Origin of the sequence: Cytobacillus sp. FSL K6-0129 (genome assembly GCF_038007625.1) — a bacterium.
Classification (GTDB): domain Bacteria; phylum Bacillota; class Bacilli; order Bacillales; family Cytobacillaceae; genus Cytobacillus; species Cytobacillus kochii.
In genome coordinates this window covers 789,984-814,053 of record NZ_JBBOXM010000001.1, presented here as the reverse complement: position 1 = coordinate 814,053, position 24,070 = coordinate 789,984, and the positions used below count along the sequence as shown (strand labels likewise).

The window sequence follows — 24,070 nt, the reverse complement described above, 5'->3', positions numbered from 1 at the left end:
ATCAGTTTCTAGTGTCATTACTCCATTATAATCATTTTTCCTATTGCTGTCATCTGATTCTAACAAGTAACTAACATTATCATAAGAATAGACGAGAATAAAGGCAAATTCCCTACACCATTGTTCAATAAAAGTTTTAATGACGTAAAAAAGTAAATTCAGAGCAGATTTCAAATTTATAGGTAATGATTTTTCCTGCATTACCTTTCATTTACTATCTAAGCTTCTTTTACCCAATGTAGGCAACAATTACCGCTATAATAGTTTAATAGATTTTGGTTTAATATGAATATGAAAAAAATAACTAAATACTTATCATTATTTTTGTTAACTGTTACTCTTGTCTTTGGAATGAAAAATATAGCAAGTGCTCAAACCATACATACAGTGCAATCCGGAGATACAATGTGGAAAATAGCGGTGAAGTATCAAGTAGGGGTGCAAGAGATTATTCAAGCTAATAAACAAATTGGGAATCCCAACCTAATTTACCCTGGTCAAACAGTTCAAATTCCATCCACTGCTCAAGCAACAATATCAATGGAATCTCAAGTCGTTCAGCTTGTAAACGAAGAGCGCGCTAAAGTGGGTTTAAAACCATTAAAAGAAAATTGGGAGCTCGCGCGAGTGGCACGCTTTAAATCTCAAGACATGATCGATCATCGTTACTTTAGTCATCAATCTCCTACATATGGCACTCCTTTTCAAATGATAAAAGATTTTGGTCTAACATACAATGCAGCAGGGGAAAACATTGCAGCTGGCCAAACAAGTGCACAAGCTGTTGTAACAGCATGGATGAATAGCGATGGACACCGTAAAAATATCTTATCTAGTCAGTTCACTGAGATTGGTGTTGGCTATGTTAAAGGTGGTTCTCACGGTCATTATTGGACACAAATGTTTATTTCAAAATAATAATATAGAAGGAAATTCTACTGTCGTACGAGTTACGGCAGTTTTTTTATGAAGCATATTGCGATTACCGAATTGTGTTTTTTAAGGCTATGTTTTAGCGCTCTTTAACTAGTTTACTGTATTGAATTTATTATCGAATAAATTCTTGAAAACAGAATACTGGTAAAAATAATAAAGGCTATGTATCTCTTTTGCAGGTTTGATAAGTTCGTTGGAGAAGAAACCCAATCATAGATATGATAGCACCAAAAAGAAAAACCATATCTTTAGACACCTTTGTCCCTCCTGAAAATTAAATTATAAGAAAATAGAATCGTTGTTTATGATTTTTGATTTTTCCAAGCGATATTCTCTGGATACATAAAGGAGATTATAATAGGAAAACGAACAAATCAAAAGTATATTCAATTTGTTCGCTTCATTATTCATTGGCTATTGTCTATGTTGAATATTCTTAGAGAAAATGATAATTATTGTACAACAATGTAAGCAATCATTTTTCCGTGATCTTCCTCTTGGGAATGGTTATGGCAGATGAGTTGATAGGTACCTTTTTCGTCAAATTGGAGGGGGACTTTAGTTTCTTCTCCTTTTTGAACCACACCTTTAATATCAGTTCCCTCTATATAAAAGGAATGTTCCTTACCCATCACACCTAGTATGTTTAAATTGACCTTTTCTCCGACCTCTAAAAATACAGTTCCTGGATCCCAGCGATAGACTTCCATTTCTTCCCCATTTTCCATTGTTGTTTTATATTCCGTTGTTACCATTTCAATCTCCCTTGTCGTTTCTGTCGTATTCCCAAACACCGCTAAACTCCCATTTTTTGATATAAGCCATACCGAAGCAGATGCAATAAGGGCAATTAATAATAAAACAGTGATTATCGTTTGCTTTGTAATAATTAGAAACTTCATTCTATCTCTCCTCATTATTAGGTTGTACTTCATATGTATGCAGGTTGAACAGCAGAACTTGTCTCATTTTTATCTTTTTTTTCAAAATTGTTTACTTTTGCATTTTAAGCTAACATAATAAAAAGGAGATGATTTTAATGTATAAAATTTTGATTGCTGATCGAGATAACGTCGATGCAGAGGGATTAAAATGGTTAATTAAAACCGTATATCCTACTTGGCAAATTGAAATAAGATCATCTACAAATGCAGTATTTACAACCTTGGAAAAACAAAGTCCGGATCTCTTATTGTTGGAAATGGAAATGTTCGATTCAGTGGGATATAAGAAATTAAAACAGCTTGTGCCTATCTTAAACATAAAAATTTTAGCAATGACGATTGAACCTACTTTTGATCAAGCAAAGAAAGCCATTGAAATAGGAGTGAGTGATTTATTAGTAAAACCTGTGTCACCAGAGGATGTGCTTCGATCACTTCAGATTCTTTATCGTATGCATAGCAAAAGCCTGAACCATGCGCAAATAGCAGAAGACAATACTGAAGATAGAACCTTACTGCAAAAAAATCAAGCCCATCATGTAAAGGTCATAGGAATGAGAACTATTCATCCAAATGAAATATTTAAGTTATATACATATGTAATGGGTCATTCATGGGCAAATGTCAAAAAAGTATTTCTTTTACCTGAGATGATTTTGTGCCTTGTAGAGGAGAATGACCAAGATCTTTTAAGAAAATGCCATACCTTTATTCGTGGATGGGAAAAAGAATCAAATGAAGCGATTATTTTAGCCGAAGGAAATACAAATGATACAGGTCTACTGCAATCACAGTACGGTAAGATTAAGCAACGAATGGAGCTTTCTTTTTACACTGGTCTAAATAAGCTTATTCCATGGTCAGCAAACGAATGGGTGAGTATTGACCCTTTTTTAACACCAAAAGAGCAGGAGTTTTGGATTGATTATTTACGGCGAGGGGATATAAAAGCAATCAAAACATGGCTATATGAGCAATTTTTAAGTCTAACTTCGCCTTACCCTGATCCAGCTATTATTAGAATTAGGTTAACGAGTATTTTGGCACAAATTAGACGATATATGATTTCAAGGCATTTAATTGATAAAGAAAAGGAAGAAAAATATCAAGCGTTATTCCAAACGATTCTATACTCACCACTTATTTATCGAGTAATAGAAGAAATGATCAAGCTGATAGCTAGTTTAATAGATACAGACATGCAAATAGACTCGAAGTCCGAGAAGTTAGCCAAGCAAATATATCATTATTTAGAAGAACATTATCATGAGAAAGAGATAAGCTTAGATATGATTGCTGCCAAATTTAATCGTAATACAAGCTATATTAGCTCCTTATTAACGAAGTATTATAAGCAATCCTTTAGAGAGATTGTTACGATGCGTCGTATAAAAAAGGCGACCCAGCAATTGACGGAAACAAATCTTCCTATTAAAATAATTGCGAAAGAATGTGGTTATCGTAATCAACAATATTTTAATAAAGTATTTAATCAAATCATGAAGTGCTCTCCAAGTACTTTTCGTGCAAACACCAGTCGTACGTACTAACAAAAATGAACATAAAGGTGAAGATGAAAATGAAAGTTTTATATTTAATTAGAGATCCCTTTATCGAGGAATATCCGACAATCATAGAAGAAGCGAAGCAGTTAAATGCAGAAGTGAAGTTCGTTCATAGTGATAGTGGACTTACAAAATCACAGTTATTAAAAGAAGTCGAAGATGTTGATATCATCGTCGTTGCTATTGTGAAAATTGATCAAGAAGTCATTGACCATGCCCCCAATTTAAAGTACATTATTAAATTCGGAGCAGGGTACGATAACATCGATGTGAACTATGCTGAGAAAAAAGGGATTGTTGTTACAAATGCACCAGGGGAAAATGCACATTCCGCAGCAGATCTTGGCTTTTCGTTATTATTGTCAATTTCAAGACAAATTGCGCAAAAAGATCATGAGATGAAAAATGGTAAATGGCAGCTCTCTATGGGGAACGAAGTTTACGGGAAAAAGTTGGGAATTATTGGTTTCGGTGCAATCGGACAAGCAATTGCTAAAAGAGCAAGTGGTTTTGATATGTCAGTCATTGCTTTCGGCCATTACCGAAACGAGGAAAAAGCGAAAGAGCTGAATGTTACCTTTACTGAACTTGACGATTTACTATCAACTGCCGACTACATTATTCTCTCTACGTCGTTATCTGAGAAAAACCGCCATCTAATAAATGAAAAAACGTTAGCAAAAATGAAGCCGAGTGCGTTTCTTATTAATATCTCACGCGGCGGATTAGTCAATGAAGTGGACCTGCTTGCAGCATTAAAAAATCATGTGGTTAAAGGTGCTGCATTAGATGTTTTTGAAAAAGAGCCTTCTATTACGGAGTTGTCAAAACAAGCAAATGTGATAGCAACTCCTCATATAGGTGGGGCTACTTTTGAAGCAGTCCAAAGAATTAACCAGCTGACGCTAAAAAATATACAGCGATTTATTAATGACGAACAGCTAGAACATCTCGTCTCGAAATCATAAACAAAACTCAATCTGAACAATCATTCAATTTGCTCTTAAAACCTAGAATGATTGTTTGGATTTTTTTTGTTTTGGCCGATTAATCAATCCATGGAAAGTCTCATTAAACATATTGTCGAGTCTGGCATGAAGAGAGCAGAATCAACATTAATTAAAAGAGGCAATTCTACCGTGAAAGAAACGGAATTGGTTCAGGTCAAAAAAGAATTAGATGGTTTATAAATAGAAGAATAATAAAAATAGAACGGCAGAATTAAAATGGTTTAGTTATATAATCTTTATATTTTTATATAAATCAAATAAATGAATAAATAACTATATAAATCAAAGTAACAAATCACAAAAAAATATAAATAATCCAATATTAATAGACGGTTTATTCTGAAAATTCTAAGTTAAAATAAACTTATGAATGAGTTGGAGGGATAATGATGGAAAAAGTGAAGAGAGAAATTATTAATTATACAGGTAGTGAACTTCATGCAAAAGGTTGGATTCAAGAGGCTGCTATTCGTATGTTAAGAAATAATTTAAATAAAGAAGTCGCAGAAAAGCCTGATGAATTAATTGTATATGGCGGGATTGGTAAAGCGGCTCGAAATTGGGAGAGCTACGATAGTTTGATGGAAACTCTTCACCAGCTTGAAAATGACGAAACATTGCTTGTGCAATCAGGGAAACCTGTTGCGGTTTTTAAAACACATGAAGATGCACCCAAAGTATTAATTGCCAATTCTAACATTGTTCCTGCATGGGCAAATTGGGATCACTTTCATGAACTAGACAAAAAAGGTTTAATAATGTACGGCCAAATGACTGCAGGTAGTTGGATATATATTGGCAGCCAAGGAATTGTGCAAGGAACGTATGAAACATTTTCAGAACTGGCAAAGCAACATTTTAATGGTTCTTTAAAGCAAACGATTACACTTACATCGGGCCTTGGGGGTATGGGAGGGGCGCAGCCATTAGCAGTGACAATGGCTGGGGGTGTTTGTATTGCAATAGATAAAGATGAGACGAGAATAGACCGAAGATTAGAAACAAAATATTTGGATAAAAAAGTTTACGATATGAAAGAAGCGATTGTGCTTGCACAGGAAGCAAAAGCAGAGGGAAAGTCACTGTCAATTGGCTTGCTTGGAAATGCAGCTGAAATCCTCCCTCAAATGTTGGACGACGGTTTCATCCCTGATATATTAACAGATCAAACATCCGCGCATGATCCGTTAAATGGTTATATTCCAATTGCTTATTCAATGGAAGAAGCAGCCAAGTTAAGAATTGAAAATCCACAAGATTATGTTCAAAAAGCTAAGAAGTCAATTGCCATTCATGTGGCTGCTATGCTTGAAATGCAGAATAAAGGTGCGATTACATTTGATTACGGTAACAATATTCGTCAAGTCGCGCATGATGAAGGTGTGGAAGATGCTTTTGCCTTTCCAGGATTCGTCCCTGCTTATATTCGTCCACAATTTTGTGAGGGGAAAGGCCCTTTTAGATGGGTAGCACTTTCGGGAGATCCAGAGGATATTTATAAAACAGATGAAGTCATCTTAAGAGAGTTTGCAGATAATAAGCATTTATGTAACTGGATTAAAATGGCTAGAGAAAAAATTCAATTTCAAGGGTTACCTTCAAGAATTTGTTGGTTAGGTTATGGCGAAAGAGCAAGGTTTGGAAAAATAATTAATGATATGGTTGCATCTGGTGAATTAAAAGCACCAATCGTAATTGGGCGAGATCATCTTGACTCAGGCTCTGTTGCCTCACCTAATAGGGAAACAGAGGCCATGAAGGACGGCAGTGATGCAGTAGCAGATTGGCCAATTTTGAATGCTTTAATTAATAGTGTTGGTGGTGCTAGTTGGGTGTCAGTACATCATGGCGGTGGAGTAGGTATGGGCTATTCCTTACACGCTGGCATGGTGATAGTTGCTGATGGAACGGAACAAGCAGAGAAGAGATTACAGCGAGTGCTAACAACAGATCCTGGTATGGGTGTAGTTCGGCATGCTGATGCTGGTTATGATCTTGCGAAACAAACGGCCATAGATAAAGGCATTCATATACCAATGTTGAAGAGGGGTACCGAAAAATAATCGATAGAGGAGAGGTGAGGTAATGAGCTCAACTTATTTGTTTATAAAGCATGCGAATGAACTACTTACATTAAAGGGACATTCACAACAACCAGCAGTTAAAGCAGCAATGAATCAATTACACGTCATTAATGATGGGGCGATACTAATGAAAGATGAACAAATAGTCGCCATCGGTGAAACAGATGAATTGCTCAGCCAATTTCATCAGGAAATAAATTTAGCAGAGATAATTGATGCGAGTGGTAAAGTGGTCATGCCTGGATTAGTGGACCCACATACACATTTAGTTTATGCAGGGAGCCGTGAAGAAGAATTTAATATGAGGTTAAATGGTGCCACCTATATGGAAATCATGAACAACGGAGGTGGCATTCATGCCACCACAACTAAAACGAGAGCAGCGACAATAGATGAATTAAAGGAGGAGAGTATAAAACGGTTAGATCGCTTTTTAATACACGGTGTAACAACGATTGAAGCAAAAAGTGGCTACGGCCTTGACTGGGAAACTGAGTATAAGCAATTGTTTGTAGCTAAAGAACTCAATCATCTTCATGCAATCGATATTGTCAGCACCTTTATGGGCGCACATGCCATACCTGTAGAATACAAGGAGCGTCCAGATGTTTTTATTGATCTAATCATCGATGAGATGCTCCCGCTTGTGGTAGAGGAAGAGTTAGCTGTTTTTAATGATGTATTTTGTGAACGAGAAGTGTTTACGCCTGAACAATCGAAGAGGTTACTGTTAGCTGGTAAAAATCTTGGATTAATACCAAAAATTCATGCAGATGAAATTGAACCGTATGGTGGAGCAGAATTAGCAGCAGCAGTAGGTGCCATATCAGCTGACCATTTATTGAAAGCATCAGATGAAGGGATTAAAAAAATGGCGGAAGCAGGTGTCATTGCTGTTCTTCTTCCTGGTACAGCCTTTTTCTTAATGGAAGCAGCAGCAAATGGTCGTAAAATGATTGATGAAGGAGTAGCAGTTGCTTTGTCTACAGATTGTAATCCTGGTTCCTCACCAACAGCTTCATTACCTTTTATGATGAATCTCGCTTGTATGCATATGGGCTTAACGCCTGCTGAAGCGATTTACGCGGCAACAATCAATGCTGCCCATGCGATTGGGAAGGGCCATGAGATTGGCAGTCTGGAAGAAGGGAAAAAGGCAGATGTTCTTATACTTGATGTACCTAATTATATGCAAACGCAATATTTATATGGAATGAACCATACGCATTCGGTAATTAAAGCTGGAAGAATAGTTATTGACAATGGTGCCCTAGTAACAAACAAGCTTAAAAGTCACTAATAGTAAGGGAGAGATTGGTATGTGCCAGTCTCTTTTTATAAAAAATAACATTTAAAGGAAGATAGGATGTGAGGAAATATGGAAACTGAACTGAGTAATCCAAAAACCAAATCTCAAATGAAAAACGCCAATAGTCATGTATGGAAGTTTTTCATATACAGTATGATTGGTATATTTATGTTTTTTATTCCGATAACATTGAACGGGCAATCTTCCATCATGATCGATCATATTGTGAGTGGGTTGCGCCACCTTCTAGGTAATGTTGTTCCTTATTATTTGCTATTGATTATCATGATAGGAGGCCTATATCCTTTTATAAAAGGTAATTGGAAAGAAACGATTGTGACAACAGTATTTTCCTTCTTAAAACTTTTGGGTGTAGTTATTGCATTTATGGTTTATTTTAACTTGGGTCCCGCATTCATATTTGACCCAAATATGGGTCCTTTTTTATTTAATAGTCTTGTTACGCCTGTCGGTTTATTAGTTCCAATTGGTTCTGTCTTCTTAGCTTTATTAGTAGGCTATGGTCTGCTTGAATTTATCGGAGTGATAATGAAACCGGTTATGAGACCGATTTTCCAAACACCTGGACGGTCTGCGATTGATGCCGTTGCCTCTTTTGTCGGTAGTTATTCTGTCGGTATTTTAATTACTAATCGTATCTTTAAAGAAGGTAAGTACTCAATGAAAGAAGCAGCAATTATAGTGACTGGGTTTTCCACTGTTTCTGTTACTTTTATGATTGTCGTGGCTAAAGCGTTAGACTTAATGTCTATGTGGGCGATTTATTTTTGGACATCCTTCATAATTACATTTGTAGTAACAGCAATTACGGTAAGAATTTGGCCAATTAGAAACATGTCAAATGAGTATTATCAAGGTGTGAGGAGAGAGAAAGATGCATATGATAAACCTCTGCTAAAAACTGCGTGGAAAGAAGCCATGAAAGCTGCTGCTTCAGCACCATCAATATTTGAAAATGTGAAACAAAATTTAAAAGATGGTGTATTAATGACGATGTCCATTCTGCCTTCAATTATGTCTATTGGGCTTATTGGCTTGGTATTAGTCGAATACACGCCAGTTTTTGATTGGCTTGCATATTTATTTTATCCATTTACAGCTATATTAGGATTACCAGAAGCAATGCTAACAGCAAAAGCGACATCGGTTGGGATTGTTGAAATGTTCTTACCTTCTATGGTAGTGACAGAAGCCGCTTTGATGACAAAATTTATTATTGGTGTTGTATCTGTTAGCGGCATTATTTTCTTTTCGGCTTTAGTTCCTTGCATTTTATCAACTGATATTCCTATTACCATTAGGCAAATGGTGATTATTTGGTTTGAACGAACAGTGCTTGCTCTTATTCTTGTCACACCTATTGCATACCTTCTGTTTTAATTTAATGCCCTGCGGTTTCATGCAGGGTTCTTTTCATATATAATAGTACTAACTCTTTTGGGAGAGCATACATATTGAAATATTCTAGAACAGCGGGTGAAGTAATGTATAAATTATATTCTCATAACGACTTAGATGGTGTTGGTTGTGGTATTATAATCAAGCTAGCATTAGGAGAAGAAGGGCAAGTTTATTATAATTCTGTCGGAGGCTTAGACTATAAAGTCGAGAAGTTTTTTTCTGAAAAGGACCATAAAGATACCAAGCTTTACATAACAGACTTATCGATCAATGAAGATAACACGAAAAGAGTAGATGATTTTGTCAATCAGGGTGGTCATGCACAACTAATTGATCATCATAAAACGGCCCTACACTTTAATGAATATGAATGGGCTACAGTAACAGTACAATATGATGATGGTAGACAAACTTGTGCTACGTCATTATTATATGAGTATTTTGTTGAGCAAAAAAAACTATCTCCAAAAAGGTCCATTGAACAATTCATTGAATTGGTTCGACAATATGATACTTGGGAATGGGACGAAAATAATAATGTAAAAGCGAAGCAGTTGAATGATTTATTTTATATGTTTTCTATAGAAGAATTTGAAGAAATGATACTGCAAAGATTAAAAACCGCAGATGATTTTGAATTTGATGAGCTTGAAGCGAAATTATTATCAATGGAAGAAGCTAAAATTGAACGCTATATTAAGCGTAAAAAAAGAGAACTTATCCAAGCGTCGATTGATAAGCATATTGTTGGTGTTGTTCATGCGGAATCTTATCATTCCGAACTCGGCAATGAGCTGGGAAAAGAATACCCTCATTTAGATTATATTGCAATTCTTAATACGGGTGGTCGCAAAGTCAGCTTCAGAACGATTCACAATCACATTGATGTTTCGGCTGTTGCAGGCACGTACGGTGGGGGTGGTCATGCGAAAGCATCAGGCTGTACGATGAATGAAGAGGCGTTTAGAAAATTTGTTGTAGAATTATTCACAGAAGAATCATTAAAAATTGATGCACCTAAAAATAAATTCAACCAAAAAGAAAATAGCCATGGTACGATTTATGAAGGACGCTCTGGTGACATTTATCGTATCTACCAAAAACAAGAGCAGTGGAAAATAGAAAAGAATCATCAAGAAAATGCGACAGTATTTAAAGATTTCCAATCGGCAGTGAATGCAATTAAGATAGCTGATTTTGCTTGGTTAGCGAAAGATGATGTATACGATAATTATATGAAAAAGAATAAGTAAGTCATAGCTCCTCGAAAAGATAGCAAACCTTTCGAGGAGTTTTTTATTATGATTAATCATTGAATGAAAAAAACCTAACGATAAAATTTTTTTGAAAAATTTGGGGTAAAGCATCGCTTTTGAATGCTTGGTTATAATCTTCCAAATTTATGGTGGGGTGCCAATATCTTGTGTATAATGAGCGAGAGGGGGGAAGAGAGAATGTTGTACTTATTTATAATTTTATTTATCATCATGATTCTCGTATTTGCCAAATTCTTAAAACCGACTGTAAAACCTTTAAAGGAATTGCCAATCCCGAATAATCTTGGTTTAGTTCAGCCGATAGCACATTCTTTAGTTCATCAAGTAGAGAATTCATTTACTGAAAGTGATAAAAGGCAGTTAAGAAATCGTGTGCTAAAAGAACATCCAAAATGGAAAGATCATGAATTTGATTGGCTTTTCATGGAATTGAAAAGATATTTCTTTTTATGTAGCTTGTTTAAAACAGTACCCATGTATAGTAGCAAAGTAGATGCATTATGGCATGAAATGATTTTGTTTACACAAAAATATGCTGATTTTTGCCAGCAATTATTTGGTCAATATTTACACCATACCCCTAACATTGGAGGCAATCAATCTGCACATAATGAAAGAGCATTTTTTGACTTTTTGTATTTAAGTTATTTCCAACCATCTGAGAATAGTGTGAAAATATGGGGATCTTTTATGAGAAAACCTTTGCACCCGCAAATTATAGCTGATTTTAAAGCTTTAAGTGAAAAAGAATTGTTAATGACTTATTTTCGGACTCATTCTAAATGGAAGAATATCCAATTGGAATTAATTCAATCGATAAAAGAAAATATTAAATTAGCAACTGATTTTCATGAAAATCAAGAAAAGAGTTTGCAATCAAAGTCCGTATTTCCCCACCAAAGTATTCTTTTTATAAGCATTTATTTTTCAATGTATGATTATGACAATTTTGAGGAAGCGGTAAGTAGTTATTTACCTGAAGAGATAGCTAAGAATAGCTTTACTTCTTCTTCATGTAGTGGTTTTGCCTGTGCTAGTGATGCATCGTCACCTTCCAATGATAGTTCTTGTTCTAGTGGTGATTCAGGTGGGAGTTGCGGTGGAGGCTGCGGCAGTAGTTAAAATCATATAATTAGTAAATTAGGGCATCTAAATAAAGGATGCTCTTTTTTATGACAAAAAATTAGGTGCGTAATAAGTTTAGTTCTGATCACCAGTATTAGTTAAGTTATTACAAAATACGACAATGTTCTTTCAATTATGTAACAATTTGTTATCATCTTTAATTAAGTCTAATTTTTTTGGTACAATTCAATAGGGTAAAAAGCACTAGAAATGGAAGTGGATGAATGAAGAAAAAATGGATGATCATCTTCCTATTCCTCATGTTATTAGGTACACAAGCATATGCAAAGGATGATGAACCAGAAATTGTCAGTGAAACGGCAATCGTTATGGAAACAGAAACGGGCGCTATATTGTATGAAAAAAATGCAAACACAAAAATGTATCCAGCAAGTTTAACTAAAATTGCAACCGCTATTTACGCAATTGAAAACGGAAACTTAAATGATGTGGTTACCATTTCTAAAGAAGCAGTAGATGTTGATGGGACAAAAGTATACTTAGAAGAGGGCGAGCAGGTAACTTTAAAAAAGCTCGTTCAAGGAATGCTCATTAACTCAGGTAATGATGCGGCAAAGGCAATTGCCATTCATTTGGAAGGTAATGAAGAGAATTTTTCGAAAAAATTGAATGCTTACATGCGAAATAAAATAAAAGTGACCGAGACTCATTTTACGAACCCCCACGGATTATTTTCCGAAAACCATTATACAACGGCAAAGGATATGGCAATCATCACAAATTATGCTATGAAAAACGAGACCTTCGCTGAAGTTTTCGGTACTGTAGAATTAAAATGGGATGGTGAATCTTGGGATACGACACTCATTAGCCATCATCAACTCCTAATTGGACAAAGACCGTACGAATGGATTACTGGTGGGAAGACTGGATTTGTCAGTGAATCTAAACAAACACTCGCATCTACTGCAGATAATGGGAAATTGGCATTAACAGCGATTGTTATGAAAGCAGATTTTAAACGTGATATTTATAAAGACACCAAAACCATCTTTGATTACAGTTTCTCTCATTATGAAAATAAAGAACTTGTCCCTGAACAAGAATATTTTGTTGGTGAAAAAGTGTTTCAACCGACAGAAAATAGCTACAAGGTATCTTTACCGATTGAAGGATTTACAGAACACTTAAATAATCAAGGTGTATTAGAAATCGTGGATAATAATGACAAAGTGATACAAGAAATAACTTTGGAAAGAGAACAGCCTAAACAAGAGGTAGCGAACCATCATACGATGAATGAAGCTAGTGATGATACTGAGAAGGAAAATACGACTCTTATTATTTATATTGCTATAGGCTCGGTTGCCATCATTTTGATAGTGGTTTTCTTATTTATACGAAAAATGAGGAAACGTAACCGATATGATATCCATAATAGAAGATGGTAGGAAGGAAGCGCAGTAACTTTACTGTGCTTTTTTGCTTTTATATAGATGTGAGTAAATGTGAGAATATAACTTTAAAAAGAAAGAATTATGTTACTATTATCAATAGAAAAGATTGTTTGGGACTAACAAATGGCGGTGAAAACATGATAGTAGTAAGTGTATGTCTAGCAGGAATGAATGTAAGATATAATGGATCTAATAGTTTAGACGAAAGAATCCAGAAACTTTTATTAGAGAATCAAGCGATGACTGTTTGTCCGGAATTACTCGGAGGTTTTACGACGCCAAGAGAGCCAGCTGAAATCGTGGGCGGAGATGGTGAAGATGTATTAGACGGAAAAGCAAAAGTGATCGAAAAGTCAGGTAAGGATGTTACAAAACAATATATCAACGGTGCATATGCTACATTAAAAAAAGCTCAAGAGTTGGGAGCAGATACAATTATCCTTAAGGAAAATAGTCCATCATGTGGTAGTTCAGTTATTTACAATGGAGAATTCAAAGGGGAACAAATAGTTGGTAATGGTGTCACAACAGCCTTATTAAGAAAAAATGGTTTTAAAGTCATTTCGGAAAATAACTTTAATGAATATTCAATACTTGAAATTAACTAAGGATATATTTATGTATTTTTACGTAGGTGTTTGTTATAGATACAACTTTGAGTGTCCTCAGGTATTCGCGACTTTACATATCCATTTAAAGAAGCTGGTAGCCGTATATGGCTACCAGCTTTCTTACAATTATGCCTGATACATTTTGGCGATTTGCTTTTGTAGCTCATCGTTTTCAAGGTATTCATCATAAGTTACTTGTTTGTCTACGATACCGTTTGGTGTGATTTCAATAATTCGGTTAGCAATCGTTTGGATAAATTGATGGTCATGTGATGCAAAAATCATCGAACCTTTAAAGGCAATTAAACCATTATTTAAAGCGGTAATGGATTCTAAGTCTAAATGGTTAGTAGGTTCGTCAAGTAAAAGTACGTTTGAACCACTTAGCATCATTTTTGATAGCATACAGCGAACTTTTTCTCCACCTGACAGCACGCTTGCTTTCTTCAATACTTCTTCACCTGAGAAGAGCATACGACCTAAAAAGCCACGAAGGAAGCTTTCACTTTCATCTTCAGGAGAATATTGACGGAGCCATTCGACTAAATTCAGCTCACTATTTTCAAAGAAATTTGAGTTATCCTTTGGAAAGTAAGCTTGAGAAGTTGTTACCCCCCATTTAAATGAACCTTCATCTGGATCCATTTCACCCATCAGAATTTTGAATAAAGTTGTTTTAGCAAGTTCATTTGTACCCACAAGGGCAATTTTATCGTCTTTATTCATAATAAAGCTTATATTATCAAGCACTTTCACACCGTCAATTGTTTTTGATAGTCCATCTACTCTTAATAAGTCGTTACCAATTTCACGGTCAGGTGAAAACCCTACATACGGATAACGTCTTGAGGACGGTCTAATGTCATCTAAAGAAATTTTATCAAGTAATTTTTTTCTAGATGTTGCTTGCTTAGATTTTGACGCGTTCGCACTAAAACGAGCAATAAAGTTTTGTAGTTCTTTAATTTTTTCTTCTTTTTTCTTATTTGCATCCTGTGCCATTCTTTGTGCTAATTGACTTGATTCATACCAGAAATCATAGTTACCGACATAAATTTGAATTTTACCGAAATCTAAGTCAGCAATATGAGTACAGACTTTATTTAGGAAATGACGATCATGAGATACAACGATGACTGTGTTTTCGAAGTTAATTAAAAACTCCTCTAGCCATGCAATTGCTTTAATATCCAAGTGGTTCGTCGGTTCATCTAGTAATAAAACATCAGGCTTTCCAAACAATGCTTGAGCAAGCAATACTTTTACTTTGTCTCCACCTGATAAATCAGCCATTTTCTTCATATGCAATTCTTCTGGAATGCCGAGACCTTTAAGTAAAATAGCCGCTTCGGATTCTGCTTCCCAACCATTTAACTCAGCAAACTCACCTTCTAATTCAGCAGCTCTCATACCATCTTCATCTGAGAAATCTGCTTTCATGTAAATAGCATCCTTCTCTTGCATCACTTCATAAAGGCGTGCATGACCCATAATAACCACTTTTAATACTTCATATTCTTCATATTCAAAATGGTCTTGCTTTAAGACTGCAAGCCGTTCCCCTGGTCCTAAGCTAACATTCCCGGACTGTGATTCAATTTCGCCAGATAAAATTTTTAAAAAGGTGGATTTACCCGCACCATTTGCGCCGATTAAACCATAGCAATTGCCAGGTGTAAACTTAATATTAACATCTTCGAATAATTTGCGATCGCCATAGCGGAGACCTACGTTTGTAACAGTTAGCATTAATTATATTCCTCCATGCATCATAATCGATAAAATTATAACATTAACTCAAGTCACAGTGTTAATCTAGATCATATTTATTTGAAAAACATGAAAAAATAGAGGGATTTTACCCCTTTAAAGCGAATATAAATATTTATGGTTTGAAATGAAATTGTTGAGGTTTTGTCATAATTCTAAAAGGGTAAGTAATGATAAAATAGACAATGCGATGCGTTGGACAATACATACAAGCAAGTTTTCACTTTATCCAACAAAATCATAATCCTTTTATACTTTTTTCACAAAAAAGTTATAAAAGAAGGAAAAAAATAAAGGATTGTTCATAGTTTTTTCATAATTATCCTTTAATATATAAAGTATAAAGGCAGGAAAAAAGGAGTTTTATAAATGGAGAAAACACAGATCGTAGATTTAGTGAACCGTTTAAAAAAAGCTGGTATTAAAGTGAGCCTTACAAAACCAAGATCATTATTAACCATTCAGCCATGTAAAGCAATGCCATCTGCTTCTAACTAAGCATGGTAACTACATAGGATTATTTTAGAGAGGTGAATTTTTCACCTCTCTATTTTTTTAACATTCAATAAGTATATTCAATATCTTTTAATAGAGGATTGTTGTTTGAAAGGAACATCTACACATATAAGGGGTTTTATTTTTGATTTGTATCCTGACTTATTAACAAGAGAAGTTCAAAGAAGACATGATTATGCGATTGTATAGAACATGCTACAGAAAACAGGATTTACTGATATACAGACTTTCAAGCTTTGGGAAACAAGAAACACATATACCCTAAAAGAAACATTGCTTGAGGATATCAAAGCAAGGAGCGGCAGAAGTATTCTTCATGAATTAGATGATGTACAATTAGAAAGATTAGTTGAGTATATAGATAAACAGTTAGGTGATAAGAAGATTGTGGAGAGTGATCGTTGGACCATGTGGCTAGCTAAAAAATAAAAAAGTTATTTTATTTTTCTATTGACCTTAACGCAACGTCAACATTTAGTGTAGTGATTAGGAGGTGAAGTGATGTTATATTCAATCAAACAGATGGCTCAAATGTCGGGTGTAAGTACGCGAACATTAAGATATTACGATGAAATAAATTTATTAAAACCAGCAAATGTCAACGAGGCAGGTTATCGCTTCTATTCAACAAGAGAAATCGATAGGCTGCAACAAATTTTATTCTATCGAGAATTAAATTTTAAGCTATCAGATATTCAAAAGATTTTGTCATCATCTGAGGATTCTTCTATTCAAAGTATATTACACACGCATTATGAGGCATTAGTAGAAAAAAGACATCATATTGACAGCCTAATAAAAGCAGTTGAAGATACAATTGCTTATCATAAAGGAGAGATAGAAATGAGTAACGAAGAAAAATTTGCCGCATTCAAAAAGAAGAGAATAGAGGAAAACGAAAACAAGTTCGGAGAGGAAATTCGAGAAAAATATGGAGAGGAAGCAGTAGAAGAGGCAAATCAATCATGGATGGGAATGTCAGAGGAAAGCTATAAAGAGATGCAAGAGATTGAGAGTGAATTGATTGAAAGACTAAAACAATTCAATCAACAAAAAAATCAACAAAAAGAAGATGCGAAGCAAATCGTGATGTTACACAAAAAATGGTTACAATATACATGGTCGACTTATTCTTCTGAGGCACATAAAGGTTTGGCAGACATGTATATCGCTGATGAGAGATTTACACAATATTACGATGAAAAAGCAGGTGTTGGGGCTGCTCGACTTTTAAGAGACAGTATTTTAGCATATGCTTAAAAAAAGAGTAGCCATTTTTTGGCTACTCTTTTTATTCTATATTATTTCATTGAAATCCAGACACTTTTCACTTCAGTATAATTATCAAGAGCATAGGAACCCATTTCACGACCGATTCCAGACTGTTTGTAGCCACCAAATGGTGAAGCAGCATCAAAAGCATTATAACAGTTAACCCAAACAGTGCCTGCTCGAAGTTTATTTGCAATATAATGAGCATTTGCTACATCACGTGTCCATACTCCCGCAGCCAAACCATATTCTGAGCGATTAGCCCGATCAATAAGTTCATCCAAATCTTCATATGGCATTGCGGAAATAACTGGACCGAATATCTCTTCCTTAGCAATCGTCATGTCATCTTGCACATTTGCAAAGATTGTTGGTGAAACAAAATAGCCATCATCCTGTGGTTTCGTTCCTCCTACGACAAGCTCTGCACCTTCACTTACACCTTTTTCAATATAACCAAGGACTCGTTTTTGTTGTTCAGTTGACACCAGTGGTCCAATTTCTGTGTCAGCATGTATACCTGCTCCTTGTTTGATATTCTTAGCATGGCTTGCCATATCAGCCACTACATTATCAAATTGTTTCTTTTGAATGAACACACGAGAACCGGCACAACACACTTGACCTTGGTTAAACATGACACCATTTAGTGCCCCTGGAATCGCTTTTGAAAGGTCAGCATCAGGTAAGATAATATTAGGTGATTTACCGCCAAGCTCTAGCGTTACTCTTTTTAATGTTTTAGAAGCACTTGACATAATCGATTTACCGACTTCAGTAGAGCCAGTAAAAGCAATTTTGTCGACCAATGGATGATCCACTAATGGACTACCTGCCGTTTCACCAAATCCAGGAACAATATTAATAACACCTTTAGGGAATCCAGCTTCCTCGACTAGTTCTGCTAAATAGAGAGCAGATAGAGGAGTTTGTTCAGCTGGCTTTAATACAACCGTACAACCGCTAGCTAGTGCTGCACCGATTTTCCACATAGCCATTAACAATGGGAAGTTCCATGGGATGATTTGTCCTACTACTCCCACAGGTTCATGTCTTGTATAATTAAAGAATGGACCACTTACCGGTATCGTCTGTCCTACGATTTTTGTTGACCAGCCAGCATAATAACGCATATGCTCTACAGCTAGTGGGATATCGGCATTTGTTGTTTCTCTAATAGGCTTTCCGTTATCTAAGGTTTCTAATTGTGCTAATTCTTCACTATTCTCTTCCATTAAGTCGGCAAGTTTATAGAGAAGTCGACTGCGTTGTGCAGCAGAGATCTTTGACCATTTACCATTATCAAATGCCTCGCGAGCTGCTTTGACCGCTAAATCAATGTCTTCCTTGTCAGCTTCATAAACATGGGCGAGTACTTCACCTGTCGCTGGGTTATATGATTCGAATGTTTTGCCTGATTTGCTTTCGACAAACTCCCCATTAATATACAGCTTTTTCTTTCCACTTAAAAATTTCTCCACCTTTTCTTTCACACTTACAGTTAACTGACTCATCGAATTCCTCCTTAAAAATAGTGTCTATGTACTCTCATGGCTGGAATTGTTAAGCATAGAAACCGTTTACATGAATATAGTACCATTTTTTAAAATTATAAATCAACTAAGAAGATTTATAATTTTCCGTCTATATTCGACATAACATTTAATGAATATAAGAAAGAAGCTATTTATCGGACAGCACTAATGTAAAGGTTTAACATCGGAATTGATATCTATATGTATGCGTGGATTAACAGGTATTATATTCATCCTAGAGCCGTGTGAAAATACATTTGTATTCCAACAAGAAATGACTTTTTCAACATACTCATGAGCATATAGGAAAAGGTCTTTAATTCTATTTTTAGATTTTATGTCGAATTTTTTTATTTATTTCTTGTACTTTTAATTAAAATGCGACAAAATTTTATCATTTATTTAATCTCAGTTTTTTCAAAGATCAATAAATGTGCCGTTCCACTTTTGTTCCAAATTTCATAAATTAATTAGAAAGTTAATTTAAATTAAATTCACTTGTATTCTCTATAAAAAGGAAGGTGACAACCTATGCCAGAATTCTTTGATGGAATAATATCTCAAAATGCTTCCTATGCCAATTCTATAAACATTCCAACTTCATCTGCTTACCAAATTTGGGGACAAGTTGGCCTTAATGTTAGTGAAGCAATCCCCACTTCAAACATTCGTGTTCAATTTGACGGTATTATTACTTTAAAATTAAGTCCCACAGCCAGTACTTATACAAATTTTGTAGAATTAAAAATTGTTCGAGGGACTAATCCTAATGCTAATACTATTTTTACAGGTATCAAGACTATTGTTCTTAATGGTTCTGAGGACGGTCCTCAAGAGTACGCATTTTCCGCTTCAGATTACAATGTCCCCAAAGGTTCTGGGTTTTTAATATATACTGCCTATGTTCGTAATATTACTGGTGCAGTTAATTCAGATGTAACACGTGTTGGCCCAGAGAGTTTTAATGCGACAGCTAGTGGAATTACAGGTTTGAGTGGAGTTACAGGAGCCACGGGGGCGACCGGAGTAACCGGTGCCACGGGATCCACAGGAATCGCAGGTAACACAGGAATAACCGGATTAACTGGTCCAACAGGATCGACTGGAGTGACAGGATTAACCGGTGCTACGGGAGTCACCGGAATAACAGGTGCCACAGGGTTAACAGGAACAACAGGAATAACTGGAGCCACCGGATTGACCGGGGTCACAGGTAATACAGGTCCAACAGGATTAACTGGAACAGCAGGAGTAACTGGAGCTACAGGAATCGCAGGAGCTACGGGAATAACAGGAGCAACAGGAATCACAGGAGAAACCGGAATAACAGGAGCTACCGGGACGACCGGAGTAATCGGTCCAACAGGAGCAACGGGAACGACTGGAATAACCGGGGTCACAGGAGCAACCGGAGTAACAGGAGTAACAGGATCGACCGGATTAACTGGAACAACGGGAGCAACAGGAACGGCTGGAGTAACAGGAGCCACCGGAATAACAGGAATAACCGGAGCACCAGGAATCACAGGAACAACAGGAATCACAGGAGCCACCGGAGTAACGGGAGCCACCGGAATAACAGGAGCCACCGGAATAACAGGAGTAACAGGAGTAACAGGAACGACTGGATTAACAGGAACAACAGGAATCACAGGAACAACAGGAATCACAGGAACAACAGGAATCACAGGAACAACAGGAATCACAGGAACAACAGGAACAACCGGAGCAACCGGATTAACTGGAACAACGGGAGCCACAGGAACGGCTGGAGTAACAGGAGCCACCGGAATAACAGGAATAACCGGAGCAACAGGAATCACAGGAACAACAGGAGCAACCGGAGTAACAGGAGTAACAGGATCGACCGGATTAACTGGAACAACGGGAGCAACAGGAACAACAGGAATCACAGGAGCCACCGGAATAACAGGAGTAACAGGAGTAACAGGAACGACTGGATTAACAGGAACAACAGGAATCACAGGAACAACAGGAATCACAGGAACAACAGGAACAACCGGAGCAACCGGAGTAACAGGATCGACCGGATTAACTGGAACAACGGGAGCCACAGGAACGGCTGGAGTAACAGGAGCCACCGGAATAACAGGAATAACCGGAGCAACAGGAATAACAGGAATAACCGGAGCAACAGGAATCACAGGAGCAACCGGAGTAACAGGAGTAACAGGAACGACTGGATTAACTGGAACAACGGGAGCAACAGGAACAACAGGAATCACAGGAGCCACCGGAGTAACGGGAATAACAGGAGCAACAGGAATCACAGGAGCAACCGGAATAACAGGAGCTACCGGGACGACCGGAGTAATCGGTCCAACAGGAGCAACGGGAACGACTGGAATAACCGGGGTCACAGGAGCAACCGGAGTAACAGGAGTAACAGGATCGACCGGATTAACTGGAACAACGGGAGCAACAGGAACGGCTGGAGTAACAGGAGCCACCGGAATAACAGGAATAACCGGAGCACCAGGAATCACAGGAACAACAGGAATCACAGGAGCCACCGGAGTAACGGGAGCCACCGGAATAACAGGAGCCACCGGAATAACAGGAGTAACAGGAGTAACAGGAACGACTGGATTAACAGGAACAACAGGAATCACAGGAACAACAGGAATCACAGGAACAACAGGAATCACAGGAACAACAGGAATCACAGGAACAACAGGAACAACCGGAGCAACCGGATTAACTGGAACAACGGGAGCCACAGGAACGGCTGGAGTATCAGGAGCCACCGGAATAACAGGAATAACCGGAGCAACAGGAATAACAGGAATAACCGGAGCAACAGGAATCACAGGAGCCACCGGAATAACAGGAGTAACAGGAGTAACAGGAACGACTGGATTAACTGGAACAACGGGAGCAACAGGAACAACAGGAATCACAGGAGCCACCGGAGTAACGGGAGTAACAGGAGTAACAGGAACGACTGGATTAACAGGAACAACCGGAGCAACCGGAATAACAGGAGTAACAGGAGTAACAGGAATCACAGGAGCAACCGGAGTAACAGGAGTAACAGGAACGACTGGATTAACTGGAACAACGGGAGCAACAGGAACAACAGGAATCACAGGAGCCACCGGAGTAACGGGAGTAACAGGAGTAACAGGAACGACTGGATTAACAGGAACAACCGGAGCAACCGGAATAACAGGAGTAACAGGAGTAACAGGAACGACTGGATTAACAGGAACAACAGGAACAACCGGAGCAACCGGAATAACAGGAGTAACAGGAGTAACAGGAACGACTGGATTAACAGGAACAACAGGAATCACAGGAACAACAGGAACAACCGGAGCAACCGGAGTAACAGGAGTAACAGGAATCACAGGAGCAACCGGAGTAACAGGAGTAACAGGAACGACTGGATTAACTGGAACAACGGGAGCAACAGGAACAACAGGAATCACAGGAGCCACCGGAGTAACGGGAGCCACCGGAATAACAGGAGTAACAGGAGTAACAGGAACGACTGGATTAACAGGAACAACAGGAACAACCGGAGCAACCGGAATAACAGGAGTAACAGGAGTAACAGGAACGACTGGATTAACAGGAACAACAGGAATCACAGGAGCCACCGGAATAACAGGAACACCAGGAACAACAGGAGCCACCGGAATAACAGGAATAACCGGAGCAACAGGAATCACAGGAACAACAGGAGTAACAGGAGTAACAGGATCGACCGGATTAACTGGAACAACAGGAATCACAGGAGCCACCGGAGTAACGGGAGCCACCGGAATAATAGGAATCACAGGAGCCACCGGAATAACAGGAGCAACAGGAATCGCAGGAGCCACCGGAATAACAGGAGCAACAGGAATAACAGGAACAACAGGAATAACAGGAACAACAGGAATCACAGGAGCAACCGGATCGACCGGATTAACTGGAACAACAGGAATCGCAGGAGCCACGGGAATAACCGGAGCAACAGGAATCACAGGAGTCACAGGAACAACAGGAATAACAGGAACAACAGGAATCACAGGAGCCACCGGAGTAACGGGAGCCACCGGAATAACAGGAATAACCGGAGCAACCGGAGTAACAGGATCGACCGGATTAACTGGAACAACGGGAGCAACAGGAACAACAGGAATCACAGGAGCCACCGGAATAACAGGAGCAACAGGAATAACGGGCGCAACCGGGACGACCGGAGTAACCGGTCCAACAGGAGCAACGGGAATAACAGGGTCCACCGGAATAACTGGCATAACAGGAACAACAGGAGCCACAGGAACGGCTGGATTAACCGGTCCAACAGGAATAACAGGAGCCACAGGAGTGACAGGAGTCACAAGTGCAACCGGTCCAACAGGAGCGACCGGAGTAACGGGAGCCACAGGAACTGGATCTCAATTATTTTTTACAGAAGTAGCTGGGCCAATTGCGCTAATAACTACTGGAACTGAAACGACAGTGGCTACATTAAATGTACCAACTACAGTTGCTCAAAACATTAAAATTGACTATGCGATATCAGTGGATGTAATTACTACGGCCAATGCTAATTTCACCTTCCAAATAAGGCTATATCTTAATGGGACTTTACTTGATACGCGTTCCGTTCAAAGAAGTGTTAGTTCGGCAGGTACATCAAGATTTCCTGTTGCATCAACCAATGTAAATACTGCTACTGTCACTGGAACTGCAACATATGAAATTAGAATAGCTTATACGGTAGCTTCAAATGTAACCTCTTCAAGTGCTTTAAATGTCGATATTAACGCAATACGCTTTCCGTAACAAAAGTAGATCAATAAAAGTTAAAAGCTATCCTTCAAATGAGGATGTCAACATGGGACTTACGGATAAATATAAGATAATAGAGGTTTGTTATAATGACGTTACAACTTCTTAATTTAAATCCTATGGTAAAAAGAATAGGAAGAAATAAGGTTATCCATATTTTTTACGATACTGTGTTTAATTATATGGGTTCAGGATACGAAACTGTCTTAAAATTGATCGATAAATAAAACGCGAAGCAGCCGTAATGGCTGCTTTATTATTTTTTAATACTTCTGTTTTTAATTTTTTTGAATTTTGTTATGCTACATTGTCAAATTTCCGCAACTTCAGGTTGGAACCATTTACTTTCAACTTGCAAAAAAGTATTCAATAAAGAATAATCTTCTGTATTATATTTTTGGAATTTTCCTCCGAGTTTATCTTTTTATTTCTTCCAGCCTTCAACCTACCTGTGTTCATGTTAATATTCA

Annotated in this window: 18 protein-coding genes; 15 read left to right on the top strand and 3 right to left on the bottom strand. The window is 37.4% G+C overall.

The features are described 5' to 3' along the window. The first annotated feature begins 351 nt into the window (after window positions 1-351). Window positions 352-918: a SafA/ExsA family spore coat assembly protein gene (gene safA / locus MHI57_RS03935; protein ID WP_370873276.1), complete on the top strand. Its 567-nt coding sequence runs from the start codon at window positions 352-354 to the stop codon at window positions 916-918. Window positions 919-1,388: 470 nt separating this feature from the next. Here safA and MHI57_RS03930 read toward each other — a convergent pair whose 3' ends face one another. Next, the gene (locus MHI57_RS03930) at window positions 1,389-1,838 is read right to left on the bottom strand and encodes a cupredoxin domain-containing protein (RefSeq protein WP_095373146.1); all 450 of its coding nucleotides are present in this window, start codon (window positions 1,836-1,838) and stop codon (window positions 1,389-1,391) included. 137 nt (window positions 1,839-1,975) lie between these two features. Between MHI57_RS03930 and MHI57_RS03925 the strand changes: the two genes are divergently transcribed. The 10 genes from MHI57_RS03925 to MHI57_RS03880 all read left to right on the top strand — a co-directional run bounded on the left by MHI57_RS03925 (window position 1,976) and on the right by MHI57_RS03880 (window position 13,698). Continuing rightward, a complete protein-coding gene (locus tag MHI57_RS03925) occupies window positions 1,976-3,430 on the top strand; it encodes a helix-turn-helix domain-containing protein (protein ID WP_307313667.1) in 1,455 nt (484 codons plus the stop codon). A gap of 29 nt (window positions 3,431-3,459) precedes the next feature. Then, the gene (locus MHI57_RS03920) at window positions 3,460-4,413 is read left to right on the top strand and encodes a phosphoglycerate dehydrogenase (RefSeq protein WP_340975158.1); all 954 of its coding nucleotides are present in this window, start codon (window positions 3,460-3,462) and stop codon (window positions 4,411-4,413) included. A 66-nt stretch (window positions 4,414-4,479) separates the two neighbouring features. After that, entirely contained in the window at window positions 4,480-4,635 is a 156-nt protein-coding gene (locus MHI57_RS03915) for a hypothetical protein (RefSeq protein WP_340975157.1), read from the top strand. A 206-nt stretch (window positions 4,636-4,841) separates the two neighbouring features. After that, entirely contained in the window at window positions 4,842-6,518 is a 1,677-nt protein-coding gene (gene hutU / locus MHI57_RS03910) for a urocanate hydratase (RefSeq protein WP_322909427.1), read from the top strand. Between the two features lie 22 nt (window positions 6,519-6,540). Continuing rightward, window positions 6,541-7,839, top strand: a complete 1,299-nt coding sequence (gene hutI / locus MHI57_RS03905) for an imidazolonepropionase (RefSeq protein ID WP_340975155.1) — start codon at window positions 6,541-6,543, stop codon at window positions 7,837-7,839. A gap of 78 nt (window positions 7,840-7,917) precedes the next feature. Then, a complete protein-coding gene (locus tag MHI57_RS03900; protein WP_322909426.1) occupies window positions 7,918-9,249 on the top strand; it encodes a YjiH family protein in 1,332 nt (443 codons plus the stop codon). 74 nt (window positions 9,250-9,323) lie between these two features. After that, window positions 9,324-10,523 carry a DHH family phosphoesterase gene (locus tag MHI57_RS03895; protein WP_307313672.1) on the top strand — a complete coding sequence of 400 codons (1,200 nt, stop codon included), beginning with the start codon at window positions 9,324-9,326 and terminating at the stop codon, window positions 10,521-10,523. 201 nt (window positions 10,524-10,724) lie between these two features. Then, on the top strand, window positions 10,725-11,669 hold the full coding sequence (locus MHI57_RS03890) for a glycine-rich domain-containing protein (protein ID WP_322909425.1): 945 nt from the start codon (window positions 10,725-10,727) through the stop codon (window positions 11,667-11,669). Window positions 11,670-11,896: 227 nt separating this feature from the next. Then, the gene (locus MHI57_RS03885) at window positions 11,897-13,084 is read left to right on the top strand and encodes a D-alanyl-D-alanine carboxypeptidase family protein (protein ID WP_340975154.1); all 1,188 of its coding nucleotides are present in this window, start codon (window positions 11,897-11,899) and stop codon (window positions 13,082-13,084) included. 143 nt (window positions 13,085-13,227) lie between these two features. After that, window positions 13,228-13,698: a DUF523 domain-containing protein gene (locus tag MHI57_RS03880; protein WP_340975152.1), complete on the top strand. Its 471-nt coding sequence runs from the start codon at window positions 13,228-13,230 to the stop codon at window positions 13,696-13,698. Between the two features lie 129 nt (window positions 13,699-13,827). On the opposite strand, the gene MHI57_RS03875 is transcribed toward MHI57_RS03880, so the two are convergent. Beyond that, the gene (locus MHI57_RS03875; RefSeq protein WP_095373155.1) at window positions 13,828-15,450 is read right to left on the bottom strand and encodes an ABC-F family ATP-binding cassette domain-containing protein; all 1,623 of its coding nucleotides are present in this window, start codon (window positions 15,448-15,450) and stop codon (window positions 13,828-13,830) included. 390 nt (window positions 15,451-15,840) lie between these two features. On the opposite strand from MHI57_RS03875, the gene MHI57_RS03870 reads away from it, so the two are divergent. The 3 genes from MHI57_RS03870 (at window position 15,841) to MHI57_RS03860 (ending at window position 17,247) form a co-directional block, all read left to right on the top strand. After that, the gene (locus MHI57_RS03870; protein ID WP_263624167.1) at window positions 15,841-15,969 is read left to right on the top strand and encodes a hypothetical protein; all 129 of its coding nucleotides are present in this window, start codon (window positions 15,841-15,843) and stop codon (window positions 15,967-15,969) included. 210 nt (window positions 15,970-16,179) lie between these two features. Next, complete coding sequence (locus tag MHI57_RS03865; protein ID WP_095373156.1) at window positions 16,180-16,416, top strand: hypothetical protein; 237 nt, start codon at window positions 16,180-16,182, stop codon at window positions 16,414-16,416. 72 nt (window positions 16,417-16,488) lie between these two features. Continuing rightward, entirely contained in the window at window positions 16,489-17,247 is a 759-nt protein-coding gene (locus MHI57_RS03860; RefSeq protein WP_095373157.1) for a MerR family transcriptional regulator, read from the top strand. A gap of 41 nt (window positions 17,248-17,288) precedes the next feature. Here the strand turns inward: MHI57_RS03860 and MHI57_RS03855 are convergent, their stop codons facing one another. After that, complete coding sequence (locus MHI57_RS03855; protein WP_224936585.1) at window positions 17,289-18,773, bottom strand: aldehyde dehydrogenase family protein; 1,485 nt, start codon at window positions 18,771-18,773, stop codon at window positions 17,289-17,291. A gap of 552 nt (window positions 18,774-19,325) precedes the next feature. Here MHI57_RS03855 and MHI57_RS03850 point away from each other — a divergent pair. Beyond that, a complete protein-coding gene (locus tag MHI57_RS03850) occupies window positions 19,326-23,594 on the top strand; it encodes a collagen-like protein (RefSeq protein WP_340975149.1) in 4,269 nt (1,422 codons plus the stop codon). The last annotated feature ends 476 nt before the right edge of the window (window positions 23,595-24,070 follow it).